Annotated in this window: 16 protein-coding genes; 12 read left to right on the forward strand and 4 right to left on the reverse strand. The window is 59.9% G+C overall.

Annotated features, from left to right (window positions below; genetic code table 11):
• Positions 1-45 precede the first annotated feature (45 nt).
• Positions 46-915 carry a 23S rRNA (adenine(2030)-N(6))-methyltransferase RlmJ gene (locus AC1DE4_RS07515; protein WP_113470724.1) on the forward strand — a complete coding sequence of 290 codons (870 nt, stop codon included), beginning with the start codon at positions 46-48 and terminating at the stop codon, positions 913-915.
• 58 nt (positions 916-973) lie between these two features.
• Entirely contained in the window at positions 974-1570 is a 597-nt protein-coding gene (locus AC1DE4_RS07520) for a glutathione S-transferase (RefSeq protein WP_018116869.1), read from the forward strand.
• Here AC1DE4_RS07520 and AC1DE4_RS07525 read toward each other — a convergent pair.
• Positions 1561-2466 (reverse strand): LysR family transcriptional regulator, encoded by a 906-nt coding sequence (locus AC1DE4_RS07525; RefSeq protein WP_029792504.1) that lies wholly within the window; start codon positions 2464-2466, stop codon positions 1561-1563. The genes AC1DE4_RS07520 and AC1DE4_RS07525 overlap by 10 nt on opposite strands.
• A 113-nt stretch (positions 2467-2579) precedes the next feature.
• Between AC1DE4_RS07525 and AC1DE4_RS07530 the strand changes: the two genes are divergently transcribed.
• Positions 2580-3413: an oxidoreductase gene (locus tag AC1DE4_RS07530; protein WP_169681057.1), complete on the forward strand. Its 834-nt coding sequence runs from the start codon at positions 2580-2582 to the stop codon at positions 3411-3413.
• Between the two features lie 72 nt (positions 3414-3485).
• On the opposite strand, the gene AC1DE4_RS07535 is transcribed toward AC1DE4_RS07530, so the two are convergent.
• Entirely contained in the window at positions 3486-4118 is a 633-nt protein-coding gene (locus tag AC1DE4_RS07535) for an outer membrane protein (protein ID WP_018116866.1), read from the reverse strand.
• 362 nt (positions 4119-4480) lie between these two features.
• On the opposite strand from AC1DE4_RS07535, the gene AC1DE4_RS07540 reads away from it, so the two are divergent.
• From AC1DE4_RS07540 to AC1DE4_RS07560, 5 genes are all read left to right on the forward strand, one after another.
• On the forward strand, positions 4481-5248 hold the full coding sequence (locus tag AC1DE4_RS07540) for an SDR family oxidoreductase (RefSeq protein ID WP_025659805.1): 768 nt from the start codon (positions 4481-4483) through the stop codon (positions 5246-5248).
• Positions 5245-7284, forward strand: a complete 2040-nt coding sequence (gene uvrC / locus AC1DE4_RS07545) for an excinuclease ABC subunit UvrC (protein ID WP_029792502.1) — start codon at positions 5245-5247, stop codon at positions 7282-7284. Before AC1DE4_RS07540 ends, uvrC begins: the two co-directional genes overlap by 4 nt.
• A gap of 110 nt (positions 7285-7394) precedes the next feature.
• Entirely contained in the window at positions 7395-7985 is a 591-nt protein-coding gene (gene pgsA, locus AC1DE4_RS07550; protein WP_018116863.1) for a CDP-diacylglycerol--glycerol-3-phosphate 3-phosphatidyltransferase, read from the forward strand.
• Positions 7982-8236 (forward strand): molybdopterin converting factor subunit 1, encoded by a 255-nt coding sequence (moaD, locus tag AC1DE4_RS07555; protein ID WP_018116862.1) that lies wholly within the window; start codon positions 7982-7984, stop codon positions 8234-8236. Before pgsA ends, moaD begins: the two co-directional genes overlap by 4 nt.
• A gap of 1 nt (position 8237) precedes the next feature.
• Positions 8238-8705 (forward strand): molybdenum cofactor biosynthesis protein MoaE, encoded by a 468-nt coding sequence (locus AC1DE4_RS07560; RefSeq protein ID WP_018859166.1) that lies wholly within the window; start codon positions 8238-8240, stop codon positions 8703-8705.
• On the opposite strand, the gene AC1DE4_RS07565 is transcribed toward AC1DE4_RS07560, so the two are convergent.
• On the reverse strand, positions 8706-9602 hold the full coding sequence (locus AC1DE4_RS07565) for a branched-chain amino acid ABC transporter permease (protein ID WP_029792500.1): 897 nt from the start codon (positions 9600-9602) through the stop codon (positions 8706-8708).
• Between the two features lie 63 nt (positions 9603-9665).
• Here AC1DE4_RS07565 and AC1DE4_RS07570 point away from each other — a divergent pair, with 63 nt between their 5' ends.
• Positions 9666-10217 (forward strand): CGNR zinc finger domain-containing protein, encoded by a 552-nt coding sequence (locus tag AC1DE4_RS07570; protein ID WP_029792498.1) that lies wholly within the window; start codon positions 9666-9668, stop codon positions 10215-10217.
• On the forward strand, positions 10214-10717 hold the full coding sequence (locus AC1DE4_RS07575; protein WP_018859163.1) for a hypothetical protein: 504 nt from the start codon (positions 10214-10216) through the stop codon (positions 10715-10717). The genes AC1DE4_RS07570 and AC1DE4_RS07575 overlap by 4 nt, the downstream gene beginning before the upstream one ends.
• A gap of 68 nt (positions 10718-10785) precedes the next feature.
• Here the strand turns inward: AC1DE4_RS07575 and ndk are convergent, their stop codons facing one another.
• Complete coding sequence (ndk, locus tag AC1DE4_RS07580; protein ID WP_018116857.1) at positions 10786-11208, reverse strand: nucleoside-diphosphate kinase; 423 nt, start codon at positions 11206-11208, stop codon at positions 10786-10788.
• 348 nt (positions 11209-11556) lie between these two features.
• On the opposite strand from ndk, the gene AC1DE4_RS07585 reads away from it, so the two are divergent.
• Together AC1DE4_RS07585 and AC1DE4_RS07590 are read left to right on the forward strand one after the other, a co-directional pair.
• Positions 11557-12609: a GGDEF domain-containing protein gene (locus AC1DE4_RS07585; protein ID WP_477880817.1), complete on the forward strand. Its 1053-nt coding sequence runs from the start codon at positions 11557-11559 to the stop codon at positions 12607-12609.
• 47 nt (positions 12610-12656) lie between these two features.
• Positions 12657-14540 (forward strand): ABC-F family ATP-binding cassette domain-containing protein, encoded by a 1884-nt coding sequence (locus tag AC1DE4_RS07590; protein WP_029792495.1) that lies wholly within the window; start codon positions 12657-12659, stop codon positions 14538-14540.
• The last annotated feature ends 89 nt before the right edge of the window (positions 14541-14629 follow it).

Consider the following 14629-nt stretch of genomic DNA (forward strand, 5'->3'; position numbering starts at 1 on the left):
ACAAATGTCGTCGATCAGGTGAATTCATCACGGGCATCAGCGAAAATGAACTACCGCCATATCTACCACGCGGGCAATTTTGCCGATGTGCTCAAGCACGCCGTCCTGGCGCGACTGATCCGCTACATGCAGAAGAAGGATGCGGCCTTTCGCGTGCTCGACACGCATGCCGGCATCGGGCTTTACGACCTCTCCTCCGAGGAGGCTCAAAAGACCGGTGAATGGAGCGAGGGCATCGGCAAGCTCCTGGACACAGAGCTTGCTCCACAGGTCGCCGAGTTGCTGGAGCCCTATCTATCCGCCGTGCGTGAGCTAAACGCGGAGGGCGGCATCCGCCTTTATCCCGGCTCTCCAAAGCTCGCCCGCATGCTGTTTCGACCGCAGGACCGGCTCTCCGCGATGGAATTGCATCCGGAGGACTTTGCCCGGCTGCATCGGCTTTTCGAGGGCGATCATCAGGTGCGGATCACCGAGCTCAACGGCTGGCTCTCGCTCGGCGCACACCTGCCGCCGAAGGAGAAACGCGGCATCGTCCTGGTCGATCCGCCGTTCGAGGAAGATGGCGAATACGAACGCCTTGTGGATGGTTTGGCGAAAGCCTATCGCCGCTTCCCCGGCGGCACCTATTGCCTGTGGTATCCGCTGAAGAAGGGGGCGCCGATCAAGGAATTCCACGAGGCGCTGCAGGCCCTCGACATTCCGAAGATTCTCTGCGCCGAGCTCATCGTCCGCAGCGACCGGGGGATCAACGGATTGACCGGCTCCGGCCTGATCATCGTCAATCCGCCCTTCACGCTGAAGGACGAGTTGCATGCGCTTCTACCCGCGCTCAAGGACCATCTTGCACAGGATCGCTACGCGTCGCATCGAGCGTTTTGGCTGCGCGGCGAAACCAAGGCGGCAAAGGACGATTGACCGACTCTAGCTGGCGCGAAATAGTCGCGCCAAGACATGACCGTATGGAAGAATGACCATGAAGATCCTTTGCGCACCGACGTCTCCCTATTCCAGCAAGGTGCGCATGGCGGCGCGCTATCTGGAGCTCGACGCCATCGAAATCCGAGTGGATACCAATGCCGGCCCGGCGATCCTGGTCGATAACAATCCGCTCGGCAAAATCCCGACACTGCTAACCGACGATGGGCTGTCAATCTTCGACAGCGTCGCGATCATGCACTATTTCGACCGGCTGAAAGGCAAGAAGCTCTACCCTGCCAAGAACGGCAAGCGGACCGAGGCGGAAATCCTCGAGGCACTATGCGACGGTATCTGCGATTGCCTGCTGGCGATCGTTTATGAGCGGCGCTTCCGCGACGAGGAAAAGGTCCACCAGCCGTGGATCGACCGGCAGTGGAAGAAGGCCGTCAGCGGCTTGAACCATCTCAGTGTGCACCTGCCAAAGATCGGCAAGCGGCTGCACGGCGGCCACTTCGCGCTTGCCGCCACGCTCGGGTATCTCGATCTGCGCTTCAAGGAACAATGGGAAGCCGATCATGCCGAACTGATCGGCTGGGGCCGCGAATTCGAAAAGAAGTTTGCCGCCTACGGCGAACTGAAACCTCAGACCTGAGACGTTCCCTTGTCGGCCCTGACGAAATCGATGAAGGCCCGGAGCGCCGTCGGCAATTGCCGGCGGCTCGGATAATAGAGGAAGAAGCCCGGATAGAAAGGGCACCAATCTTCCAGCACGCGTATCAGCCTGCCCTCTGCGATCGCCGCTTGCGCCTGCTCTTCGAAAAGGTATCCGAGACCGCAACCGCGCAGCACGGCATCCTGGATAATGTCCTGATCGCCCAATGTCAGGGGACCACTGACTTCGATCTCCAGTTCGATGCCGCCGCGCTCGAACTCCCATCGATAGAAGGCGCCACCGGCAAAGCGGTAGCGCACGCATTCGTGGTCACGCAGATCGTGCGGCGTCAACGGACGGTTCCGGCTCTCGAAGTAGCTCGGCGCGGCAACTACCGCAAAACGGTGGCGCGGACCGATCGGCACCGCAATCATATCGGCCTCGATGCTTTCGCCAAAGCGCACACCGGCATCGAAGCCCGATGACACCATATCGATCAGTCCGTCATCGATGACAATCTCGACCTCGACGGATGGATAGGCCTTCAGGAAACGAGAGACGATCGGCAACAGCACAAGCTTGGTGGAGACCCGCGCCGCATTGATGCGCAGCTTGCCATGCGGTTGGCCGCGGAAGCTGTTGAGATCGTCGAGGGCTGCATCGATGTCGAGGAATGCCGGTCGGATGCGGTCGTACAGTCGCTCGCCGGCCTCGGTCAGAGCTACGCCACGGGTCGTCCGGTTGACGAGGCGGACTGCCAACCGTTCCTCGATTGCCCGCAGCGCGTGACTGAGGGCAGACGCCGTGACACCCAGTTCGACCGATGCCTTCCTGAAGCTTCGGTGGTTGGCGATCGCCAGGAAAATCGCAAGATCGGTCGAACGGACACGTTTCATTGATGAATTTTTCTCAGCACCCTATGAAACACAACGTAAATTCTCTCAGTTATGCCAATACGCTACCTTCACTCCGTAAGCAAATCGCAGCGCAACGGACAAAGGAGATCGTCATGCGTGTTTGGTTCATTACAGGGGCATCGCGTGGTTTCGGCGCCCTCATCGCCCAGGAAGCTCTCAATGCCGGCGACGCCGTTGTCGCTACGGCGCGTAACCCGAAGGGTCTTGAAGAGAAATTCGGCAATCATCCCAATCTGCTCGCCGTGTCGCTTGACGTGACGGACGAAGCCTCGGCGCACAAGGCAACTGAAGCAGCCGTCAAGCGCTTCGGCAAGATCGACATCCTGCTCAACAATGCCGGTTTCGGCCTGCTCGGCGCCGTGGAAGAAGCAACCACTGAGGAGATCGAAAAGCTCTACGCAACAAACGTCTTCGGCCTGCTGAAGGTCACCCGCGCGGTCCTGCCGCACATGCGTCGCCAGCGCTCGGGGCAGGTGCTGAATATCTCGTCCATCGGCGGCTACGAGTCGCATGCCGGCTGGGGTATCTATTGCTCGACCAAGTTCGCGGTCGAAGGTATCTCCGAGGCTCTCGCTGCTGAAGTGGCCCCACTCGGCATCAAGGTGACGGTCGTCGAGCCCGGCTTCTTCCGCACCAACTTCCTCGACGAGAGCTCACTGGCCGTTAGTCCCAGCTCGATTGCCGACTACAAGGAGACGCCGGTCGGCGCGATGCGCGAATTCGCAGCCGGCCATAACCACCAGCAGCCCGGCGACCCTGCTCGATTTGCCAAGGCGATGGTCACGCTGGCGCATTCGGACAATCCTCCGCTGCGCATGCCCTTCGGGAGCGATACCGTGGCGGTGATCGAAGCCAAGAACGCCCATGTCGCCAAAGAACTCGCTGCATGGCGTGAGCTTGCCGTCTCGACTGACTTTCCCAAATAGGCCGCAAGCAGTTCATCGCAGAAACAAAAAAGCCGGGATGGGAACCCGGCTTTTCCGCATTCGATGTTCGGCTTAGAACTTGACGCCGATACCGACCTTGACGCTGTGCTCGTCGTAGCCACGCGAAATGTTCGCGCCGCCGACGTGGAAGTCGCTGTCAGCGTAGTTGGTGTAGCGGTACTCGACACGGGCCGTGATGTTGTTGGTGACGAAGGTTTCCGCTCCTGCACCAACCGTGTAGCCGAGCGACGTGTCAGTGTCGGAGCCAGCGGCGTTGCTGAACTTGTTCTTGGTTGCAGCGAGACCGGCCGTGCCGTACAGCAGGAACGGATTCAGGTCGTAGCCGATACGGCCGCGGATCGAGCCGTTGACTTCGTTCTTGCCTTCGCCGCCGCCAGCAGCGCCGTCAGCACCGGAATAGCCGATGTCGGCTTCGGCACCGTAAACGATCTGGCCAGCCTGCCAGTTGTAGCCGGTGTAGACTTGGCCGCCGAGCGCACGCGCGTTGTACTTGTTGCCAAAGCCGCCCATGTTGTAGGTGCCGGCACCACCGAGGTAGAAGCCCTGCCAGTTGGCAGCGGGAGCCGGCTCATTCTGTGCAACCGGAGCTTCCGGGATCTGATCAACGGCATCGGCTGCATAAGCGGCGGAAAACCCACCAAGGGCAACGGTCGAAACCAACAGGCTAGCAATAAACGTACGCATACTCGTCTCCTTTCAGACCCGCGCCCTTCGTCAACTGTCCTACAGCGAAGCATTCGCGGGTTATTACAAATGTCCCTTGCGGTTCGGAAGGGAAATTGATGCCCAATTGAGGATTTGAAAGAGCCAAATTGTGATTTGATTGTGGCGCGGGGGCGGCTGAAATTCGATGTTGCTTTGCCGCAACAGACTATTTGTTAACCATAATGAATGGTTAAATCATGAATACTTATTTTACGGAATTATATTCTTAAATAATACATACAGTAATTCCGGCAACATCGCAATGAAAACGGCTATTTATCTCATCTTCTCCCGCGCCTATATAAGCAGCGAACAGAGTTGCGCGGCGAAAAGGCATTATTTTGAACAAGAAAAGACTTCGAACGGCGCTGGTGACGGGCGCGGCGAAAAGAATAGGCCGGGCAATCGCTGTGGATTTGGCTGCGAATGGCTTTGCGGTCGCAATCCATGCCAGCCGCTCGATTGAGGAGGCCGAGAATTTCGCGGCGGAATTGCGGCAAAACGGTTCCCGGGCGATTGCCGTAAGGGCAGACCTTACGGAAGTTGGCGAGACGAGCGACCTGATAAAAAGGGCATCGGAAGCGATCGGGCCAATCGATCTCCTCGTCAACAACGCCTCTGTTTTCCACGAGGACTCCGTCCGCCACATCGATGCCGACGCCTGGGACGAGCACTTCGCGGTCCATGTTCGCGCCCCCTCGATTCTGTCGGCCGGCTTTGCGGCGCAATTGCCCGACGAGACGGATGGTCTCGTCGTCAACATCATCGACCAGCGCGTTTGGGCGCTGCGGCCGAGCTTCTATTCCTACACACTGTCTAAGTCCGCCCTGTGGACGGCGACGCAGACCATGGCGCAGGCGCTCGCGCCGCGTATCCGTGTCAATGCGATCGGTCCCGGCCCCTCGATGCCGAGCGAGCGACAGTCGCAAGAAGACTTCCAAGCGCAGGTTTCAGCGCTTATCCTCAAACGAGGGCCGCAGCTCGGGGAATTCGGCAAAACGATTCGCTTCCTCTACGAAACGCCCTCGATCACCGGTCAAATGATTGCCCTGGATGGCGGCCAGCATCTTGCCTGGCAGACGCCCGATGTGGCGGAGATTACGGAATGAATTCAAGAAAGCTGCCGGATGGCGGCGTTCTTTACGACGAAACGGACGACGCAGACGACGAAATCGAAGTGGAGAGCGACGTCTCCGCTGCGCCCACCACGACTGCGATCGATTGGAACGAAGGCGGGGTGAACGAAACCGGCCTCGTCGGCGCCGACCTGATCGCCGAATTCGTCAAGCGACTGCCCAACAGCCCTGGCGTCTACCGCATGTTCAACGAAGCCGGCGACGTGCTTTACGTCGGCAAGGCCCGCAGCCTGAAGAAGCGCGTCAGCAACTACGCGCTCGGGCGCGTGCACTCCAACCGGATCGCCCAGATGGTACGGCTGACGGCGAACATGGAGTTCGTGACGACCCGCACCGAGACGGAAGCGCTGCTGCTTGAAGCGAATCTTATCAAGCGCTTGCGGCCTCGTTTTAATGTGCTCTTACGTGACGATAAGTCGTTTCCCTACATTCTGATCACGGGGGACCACCGCGCCCCGGCCATCTTCAAGCACCGCGGCGCCCGCGCTCGCAAGGGCGACTATTTCGGTCCCTTCGCGTCAGCCGGCGCCGTCGGTCGGACGATCAACTCGCTGCAGCGCGCCTTCCTCATCAGGACTTGTACCGACAGCGTCTTCGAGACGCGCACCCGCCCCTGCCTTCTCTACCAGATCAAGCGCTGTTCGGCGCCATGCACGCATGAGATCAGTGACGAGGGCTACGCCGAGCTCGTGCAGGAGGCCAAGGATTTCCTCTCCGGCAAGAGCCAGAAAATCAAGGAGCATATGGCCGAGGCGATGAATGTCGCTGCCGAGGATCTCGACTTCGAACGCGCCGCCGTCTACCGCGACCGCCTGGCTTCGCTGTCGCATGTTTCCAGTCACCAGGGCATCAACCCCGCGGGCGTGGAAGAGGCGGATGTCTTTGCGATCCATCATGAGGGCGGGATCTCCTGTATCCAGGTGTTCTTCTTCCGCACTGGGCAGAACTGGGGCAACCGCGCCTATTTCCCGAAGGCTGACCCGCAGCTCTCGGCTGCCGAGGTGTTGAACGCCTTCCTCGCGCAGTTCTACGACGACAAGCCGGTACCGAAGCAAATCCTGCTGTCGGAGACCGTCGAGGAACTCGAACTGCTCGCTGCCGCGCTCGGCGAAAAGGCCGGACACAAAGTATCGATCCTCATTCCGCAGCGCGGAGAGAAACGTGACCTCGTGGAGCACGTGATTGCCAATGCCCGCGAGGCGCATGGCCGCAAACTCGCTGAAACCGCGTCGCAATCGCGGTTGCTCGAGGGGTTCAAGGCGACCTTCAAGCTTCCCTATGTGCCACAGCGCGTCGAGATCTACGACAACTCGCACATCATGGGCACCAATGCGGTCGGCGGCATGGTCGTCGCGGGACAGGAAGGCTTCGTGAAGAGCCAGTACCGGAAGTTCAACATCAAATCGACCGACATCACGCCGGGCGACGACTTCGGCATGATGCGCGAGGTGATGACACGACGCTTCTCGCGTCTGCTGAAAGAAGAAGGCATTCCCGATCGCAGCCAACCGGCATCGCCGGCGGATGCCGCCGACATGCCCTTCCCCGCTTGGCCCGACGTCATCCTGATCGACGGCGGCCAGGGACAGATGACGGCCGTGCGTGCGATCCTTGAGGAATTGGGGATCACCGACAGTGTGATCGCCATCGGCGTTGCCAAGGGCGTCGACCGCGACGCCGGGCGCGAGCGCTTCTTCCCACCGGGACGCGAGAGCTTCACGCTGCCGCCGCGCGATCCCGTACTCTATTTTATCCAGCGCATGCGCGACGAAGCGCACCGCTTCGCCATCGGCTCGCATCGCGCCCGGCGCAAGAAGGAGATGGTCAAGAACCCGCTTGATGAGATCGGCGGGATCGGACCGTCGCGCAAGCGCGCCCTGTTGCAGCACTTCGGAACCGCGAAAGCGGTCTCCCGCGCCGCTTTGTCCGATCTGATGACCGTCGAAGGCATTTCGGAGACCGTCGCCAAGCAGGTTTATAATCATTTTCATGATGACGCCGCGAAATAGGTGGCGTCAGTCGCAAATTCCACGCAAAGGCAGCGAAAAAATAGAAAGAATGTTGACGCTTTACGCTCAAAGCCGTCATCTACGAGCACATAACTTCAGAGACATGTTTCATGGCATCGCGCGCATATAATATACCGAACCTGCTGACCTATGGCCGCATTCTGGCAGTACCGTTGATCGTGCTGTGCTTTTTCCTCGAAGGAAAGCTGGCGATCAGCAATACGGCACGATGGGTGGCGCTGTGGATCTTCATCATCGCGTCGATCACCGACTTTCTCGACGGCTATCTCGCCCGCATATGGAACCAGACGTCGAACATCGGCCGAATGCTCGATCCGATCGCCGACAAGCTGCTGGTCGCCTCCATTCTTCTCCTGGTAGCGGCCGACCAGACGATTGCCGGTTGGTCGATCTGGGCTGCAATCACCATTCTCTGCCGCGAGATCCTGGTCTCCGGTCTGCGCGAATATCTGGCGGCCCTGAAGGTCAGCGTGCCCGTGACACGGATTGCCAAGTGGAAGACGACGGTGCAGCTGGTTGCGATCGCGTTCCTGCTCGCTGGCCCTGCTGGCGACGAAATCTTCCCTTACACAACGAAGACCGGCATCGGCCTTCTCTGGATCGCAGCACTGCTGACGATCTATACCGGCTATGACTATTTCCGGGCGGGCCTCAAGCACATCGTGGATGATGAAGAATGACAAAGCTCGTCTATTTCGCCTGGGTGCGCGAACGGATCGGCAAGGCCGAAGAAGAAATGACCTTGCCCTCTTCCGTCGTTTCCGTTGCCGACCTTCTGAATCATTTGAAGACGATGGGCGAAGAATATGAGACCGCGCTTCAGTTTCCAGACGTCATCCGCGTCGCGGTCGACCAGGAGCACGTCGAGCATGACGAACCGATCGGCAACGCCAGGGAGATCGGCATCTTCCCGCCGATGACCGGAGGCTGAAGTGAGCAGCAAGGTCGAGCCTTATATTCGCGTCCAACGCGAGGACTTCGACCTTCAGGCGGAAGTCGATCGGCTCAGTACGCAAACCAGCGGCATCGGCGCGATCGTCACATTCTCGGGCCTGTGCCGTGACGAAGGCGGCAAGCTTGCAGCACTCGAACTCGAACACTATCCGGGCATGGCCGAGGCCGAGATGAGCCGGATCGCCAACCTTGCGATCGAGCGCTTCGGGCTCCTCGGGCTGACCGCCATCCACCGTTACGGCAAGATCGCCGCACGGGAGAATATCGTGCTTGTCATCGCCGCGGCGCCGCATCGGCAGGCCGCGTTCGATGGCGCGAACTTCGTGATGGACTATCTGAAGACAGCCGCTCCCTTCTGGAAGAAGGAGCACGGCAAGGATGGTTCGACGGGCGGATGGGTCGCGGCCAAGGATGCGGATGACGCTGCCCGCGACAAATGGAAATAGTCAGGGTATCGCCCGCTCCCTCCGGCTGAGGACGAGAAGAAGCACGAGCAGCGAGAACACCACAAGGTCACGCCAGAGATAAGGGCCGTAAGCGCTCCACATCGTCTCCGCGACACCGAGACCGGCGGCACCGCCGGCCGACTTCAACGGATCTGAATATCCGCCGACGGCTGCCACCATCAGCACCTTGAGGCCGAACATCAGGCCAGCACCGAAATCCATCGTGCCGTAATAGAAGGTCGCAAGAATGCCGCATGCCGTGGCGATCAGGGCAGCCGCCGCGTAGGCGACGAGAAAGACGCGATCGGCGCTGGTGCCACATAATTCTGCGGCCAGGGGATCGTCGGTCACGGCCCGCCAGACGCGGCCCCAGGAGGTCAGCCTCATGACGGCAACGCCGAGCGCGATCATGGCGCACATCAATGCGGTATTGATCAGCTGGATCTCAGTGAGCGTCACCTTAAACGCCCCGTCATTCCAGAAGACGACGACGCTGTTCAGGAACGGCGAAAGCCATAGGCTCTTGGTGTCGGATGCGAGCCTCGCCGTCTCCATCAGCACGATGGTGATGCCGAGCGCCGCGACGATCACGGTGTTCGACGACTGGCGAACCAGCGGCAGCATGATGGAACGGCCAATCCAGACCGCGGCCAGCATCGAATAGATGAGCGAGAACAGAGCCCCCAGCGCCAGCGCAGCCGGCAGGATCAACCAGAGCCTGTTGTAGCCAAGATCCGTGAAAAGCAGGAGAATCTGGCCCGAGAACGCGAAGATCGCGCCATAGGTGATGTCCGCACGCTTAGTGACCCCGAAGGCGACGGCGTAGCCAAAGGCAAGCGCACCATAGAGCGCAGCCAGCGGTACCGCGTTCGCCAATTGCTGCAGCAGATAGGCCATCAAAAGCTCCTGATTGCATAAATCATAACTAGCAAAACTTATTTTACCAGTTATATTTTCATCATGAGCTTTGCCTGGACCCCACACCGCTTTTCCGGAGGCGCATTGGCGCTGGATGTCGCCAACAGCGTCGTGCTTCGCCATGACGGGGCGCGACGGATCGACCGTTTCGAAGCACCCGCTCAACTGGAAGCCTTTCCGCAGGCAGCGGCGGAATTCTGCGCTGAGCGGGCGCTCTTCGGCGACATGGCCGCTCCGGCCCCACAGAACAAAAGAAACTTTCTGGAGTTGCGCGAGGCGACGGACAGGTATTTCCGGACTCGTGTTTCAGGCGAAACCGATGACCGGCTGCTCGCCGATCTTCTGGAAGCGCTGGCGCGCACGTTGCGTGGCGCCAATGGAGCAAACGGCCTTGATGCGGCAACAGCGCATTCGGTGTTGCGGCTGATCGCGATGCCGGATCCCGAGCGCATGAAGATCTGCCGCAACTGCGGCTGGCTCTTCATCGACCGGAGCAAGAACAGAAGTCGCGCCTGGTGCGACATGGCGGTGTGCGGCAATCGCGCCAAGGCGAGCCGCCACTATCGCCGCAGGAAAGAGGAGGAAGCGCCATGAAAGCGCTGTTGATGGCCGTTTCCGTTGCAGCCGCAATGCTGACGGGATGCCAGCGAGAGACCGACAAGCTGGTCGAGATCAGCGGTCGCGTCTTCGTTTTCAACTACAGGATCGCGGTCGCGACCTATGTCGTGACCCTGAACAAGAAGGCGCCGATACCGGAAGGCACCGTCGCCATCGCGGAGTTCGAGAACCCGGCGGGCGGTGACGTGCTGGTCACAAACGAAAAGATCTATCCGTTCTGGGACAAGATCACGCTGCAGAGCCCCGCACTTCATTGCGTCAAGAAGGATAAGCCTTACGCGGTGAACGTTCGCCTCGTCGATGCCAGGGGCGAAACCTTGCAGAGCCTGAAGACCGAGGTGATCTCCAGCCTCGATCAGTCGGTCATGCCCGGCAAGCCCCTCGTCGTTGGGCCGCTCTATACGAAGAACCCCGAGGTTTTCAAACCTGACGGCACCGTGGACTACGATACTGCCGCAACCTGTCCTTCAACGTAGAAAAGCCGGAGCAAAGCCCCGGCTTTCAGTCAATTCAAAAGCTTCAGCGGTTTCGCTGAGAGCCTGAATCAGCCGACGATTTCGGTGTCGGAGAACCAGTACTTGATTTCCTGGGCAGCGGTTTCCGGAGCGTCCGAGCCGTGAACCGAGTTTTCGCCGATCGAAAGGGCGTGAACCTTACGGATCGTGCCTTCGTCAGCGTTTGCCGGGTTGGTCGCACCCATGACTTCGCGGTTCTTGAGGATGGCACCTTCGCCTTCCAGAACCTGAACGACGGTCGGGCCGGAGGTCATGGTTTCAACGAGTTCGCCGAAGAACGGGCGTTCCTTGTGAACGGCGTAGAAGCCTTCAGCTTCCCGCTTGCTCATCCAGACGCGCTTGGAGGCGACGACACGCAGGCCGGCATCTTCGAGCATCTTGGTAATAGCGCCCGTCAGGTTGCGCTTCGTTGCGTCCGGCTTGATCATCGAGAAAGTGCGTTCAATCGCCATGGGTCAAATTCCTTTATTTCGTGGGAAAAGTGGGCGGTGTTTACCCGCCCGATAGCCTGAAAACAAGTGGGCATGGGCAATTTCACGCGCCTGTCATGTAACGATTGCCCCTCGTCGACTGATAGCGACGTCTCCAACACGCGCTTCGCCACACGATACCGGTTCCGCTACAACCAACATCCAACGTCCGCCAGGACAGTAAATGTCAGATGGATACGCTCCATTAACCGCGTTTCACTGTTCAGCACCACAATTCAACTACAAACGACCGAATTTAAGCTATTTTTAGCGCGGTAGTTGCATAGAGAAGCCAACCGCCGGCGCCACAGTCGGCACGAGGGGAACGTCATGCGAACTGCGCCAAACTCACAGGTACAACGAGAAGCCGCACCGCGCCCGCCCGCCGCCCCCACCGATATTCAGCGGATCGCCCAGCATATGACGCGGCTCGCGATTGCCGGCCTGCCGCGCAACTACGAACTCCTGTACGAGGCGATCATCGGCCAGAATGCTGCCCTAGCACAGGACATCGCGGCGCTCGGGCCAAGCCCGCGGCAAGCCTCGCTCGATGAAATCGGCCTGAAGTATCGGCTCGTCAGCCATTGCGGTCTCTCAAGCGAAATCTCGCATGCAGAGACAAGCAGGATGCTGCGCGACGCGGCGGACCGACTTTCGGACAGCTTGCGCCAGAAGCAGGCATTCCTGCGCGCTGCAGAAACAGCATTGCAATCCATTGCAGGAAAACCTGACCAAAGCCTCGGCTCCTTCATGAGCGAGATGGAGTATCTGTCGACCTCCCTCTCAAACGTGCTCGCTTCGGAAAAGGAGATCGAGGCCCGGCTGGAGAGCGACGTCGAACGCCTTGAAGCAATCGAGCTTGGTATCGCTGCTGCTCATTCCGCGTCGGTCACCGACAAGCTCACAGGGATCCCCAACCGCATCGCCCTCAATAAGGCGATCGCCGATCTCTACGACCGGGAGGAAGGTGCTGCCGGCAGCGCCCTCATCATGGTCGACGTCGACGACTTCAAGGCATTCAACAGCCGCTACGGCACACAGATCGGCACGCGCCTCCTGAAGAAGCTCGCGGATCTCTTCCGCAAGTCGATCAAGAAGAACGATCTTGTTGCGCGCACCGATGGTGACGAGTTCGCCTTCCTGTTCGCCAATGTCGGGATGCAGGAAGCTCTGGCGATTGCCGATCGCCTCCGAGCGTCGGTAGAAGATCACATGACATTCGCGGCATCCGACAACGCTGCCCGCTCGGGCCTTACGATTTCGCTCGGCATTGCTCTAAGCGCCGACGCAACGACGGCATCGCAGCTGCAGGCAAATGCACGCGTTGCCCTTCACGCCGCTCAGTCAAATCGACGGCAGCCCGTGCAAGCCTTCGGTCGCTGAGCCGGAGGCTCTTGCGCTGATCGCGGCTTTCGGCCAAAACGCCGGCCATGATCACGATTTCCGATATCTCCGCACGTATTGCCGGCCGCCTGCTTCTCGATCACGCCAGCGTTTCGCTGCCAGCCGGCACGAAGGCCGGTCTTGTCGGTCGGAATGGCGCCGGCAAATCCACACTGTTTCGAGTGATCACCGGCGATGTAGCCGCGGAAAGCGGTTCCGTGTCGATCCCGAAGAATGCACGCATCGGACAGGTCGCTCAGGAAGCACCGGGAACGGAAGACGCGCTGATCGAAATCGTACTGGCAGCCGACAAGGAGCGCTCAGCCTTGCTGGCGGAGGCGGAAAGCGCCACCGATCCGCATCGCATCGCTGAAATCCAGATGCGGCTGGTGGATATCGACGCCCATTCCGCGGAAGCGCGTGCTGCCAGCATCCTCGCTGGCCTCGGTTTCGACCAGGAGGCGCAATCGCGTCCGGCGTCGTCCTTCTCGGGCGGCTGGCGGATGCGTGTTGCCCTCGCCGCGGTGCTGTTTTCCGAGCCCGACCTGCTGCTCCTCGACGAGCCGACCAACTACCTCGACCTCGAAGGCACACTGTGGCTCGAGGATTACGTGCGCCGATATCCGCACACCGTCATCGTCATCAGCCACGACCGCGACCTGCTGAACAACGCCGTCAACTCGATCGTCCATCTCGATCAGAAGAAGCTGACCTTCTATCGCGGCGGATACGACCAGTTTGAACGGCAGAAGGCCGAAGCGGACGAGTTGCAGACGAAGGCGCGAGCCAAGAACGAGGCGGCGCGCAAACACCTGCAGAGCTTCATCGACCGCTTCAAGGCAAAGGCCTCCAAGGCACGCCAGGCGCAGAGCCGCGTCAAGGCGTTGGAGCGCATGGGAACGGTGGCTGCCGTCATCGAAGACCACGTACAGCCGATCACCTTCCCCGAGCCGGAAAAGCAACCTGCCTCCCCGATCGTGGCTATCAGCGGCGGCGCTGTTGGCTACGAGCCCGGCAAACCTATCCTGAAGGGCCTTAATCTGCGGATCGACAATGACGATCGCATCGCGCTGCTCGGCTCCAATGGCAACGGCAAATCCACCTTCGCGAAATTCATTTCCGGTCGCATGTCGGCGGAGGCGGGCGAGGTCAAGCTCGCGCCTAACCTGAAGATCGGCTTTTTCGCGCAGCACCAGCTCGACGATCTGATTCCGGACCAGTCGCCGGTTGATCACGTGCGCCGTTTGATGCTCGACGCGCCGGAAGCGAAGGTGCGGGCGCGAGTCGCTCAGATGGGTCTTGCGACCGAAAAGATGTCCACCGCGGCCAAGGATCTTTCCGGCGGGGAGAAGGCGCGCCTGCTGATGGGGCTCGCGGCTTTCCACGCGCCCAACCTCCTGATCCTCGACGAACCGACCAACCACCTCGACATCGACAGCCGTCGGGCGCTCATCGAGGCGCTGAACGATTACGAGGGCGCGGTCATTCTCATTTCGCACGACCGCCACCTTATCGAGGCAACCGTCGATCGGCTGTGGCTCGTCAACAAGGGCACCGTCACGACCTTCGAAGGCGATATGGACGAGTACCGCGATCTCGTTGTCGCATCGGGCAAGAAGAAGGACGAGAAACCACAGCTTGCTGAAGAACCCGCCTCGAGGGCCGACCAGCGCAAGCTCAATGCCGAGAAGCGCGCTTCGCTGGCGCCGCTCAAGAAAAAGATCAACGAAATCGAATCCTTGACCGGCAAGCTGGAGAAATTGATTCAGGCGCTTGATGCAGAACTTGCGGATCCGCTGCTTTACGAAAAGGCGCCTGCGAAGGCTGCGGAAAAGGCCAAGCAACGTGGCGAGGCTGCAGCAAAGCTCACCGCCGCCGAGGAGCAGTGGCTGGAGCTTTCCTCCGAATACGAAGAAGCGATGGCAGGATAGCCACAAGTATGGCTGGAAGCTTGTCGGGTTGAGCACGATTCGACGCGTTCCGGGGCGATCGAAACCGATCGTTAACCATAATCATCAAG

Source organism: Rhizobium sp. 10N414, assembly GCF_056394785.1.

Bases quoted from the DNA above. Each gene is read 5' to 3' on its own strand.
- AC1DE4_RS07515 (WP_113470724.1), top strand. From the start codon at position 46: ATGAACTACCGCCATATCTACCACGCGGGCAATTTTGCCGATGTGCTC.
- AC1DE4_RS07520 (WP_018116869.1), top strand. From the start codon at position 974: ATGAAGATCCTTTGCGCACCGACGTCTCCCTATTCCAGCAAGGTGCGC.
- AC1DE4_RS07525 (WP_029792504.1), bottom strand. From the start codon at position 2,466: ATGAAACGTGTCCGTTCGACCGATCTTGCGATTTTCCTGGCGATCGCC.
- AC1DE4_RS07530 (WP_169681057.1), top strand. From the start codon at position 2,580: ATGCGTGTTTGGTTCATTACAGGGGCATCGCGTGGTTTCGGCGCCCTC.
- AC1DE4_RS07535 (WP_018116866.1), bottom strand. From the start codon at position 4,118: ATGCGTACGTTTATTGCTAGCCTGTTGGTTTCGACCGTTGCCCTTGGT.
- uvrC (WP_029792502.1), top strand. From the start codon at position 5,245: ATGAATTCAAGAAAGCTGCCGGATGGCGGCGTTCTTTACGACGAAACG.
- pgsA (WP_018116863.1), top strand. From the start codon at position 7,395: ATGGCATCGCGCGCATATAATATACCGAACCTGCTGACCTATGGCCGC.
- moaD (WP_018116862.1), top strand. From the start codon at position 7,982: ATGACAAAGCTCGTCTATTTCGCCTGGGTGCGCGAACGGATCGGCAAG.
- AC1DE4_RS07565 (WP_029792500.1), bottom strand. From the start codon at position 9,602: ATGGCCTATCTGCTGCAGCAATTGGCGAACGCGGTACCGCTGGCTGCG.
- AC1DE4_RS07570 (WP_029792498.1), top strand. From the start codon at position 9,666: ATGAGCTTTGCCTGGACCCCACACCGCTTTTCCGGAGGCGCATTGGCG.
- AC1DE4_RS07575 (WP_018859163.1), top strand. From the start codon at position 10,214: ATGAAAGCGCTGTTGATGGCCGTTTCCGTTGCAGCCGCAATGCTGACG.
- ndk (WP_018116857.1), bottom strand. From the start codon at position 11,208: ATGGCGATTGAACGCACTTTCTCGATGATCAAGCCGGACGCAACGAAG.
- AC1DE4_RS07585 (WP_477880817.1), top strand. From the start codon at position 11,557: ATGCGAACTGCGCCAAACTCACAGGTACAACGAGAAGCCGCACCGCGC.
- AC1DE4_RS07590 (WP_029792495.1), top strand. From the start codon at position 12,657: ATGATCACGATTTCCGATATCTCCGCACGTATTGCCGGCCGCCTGCTT.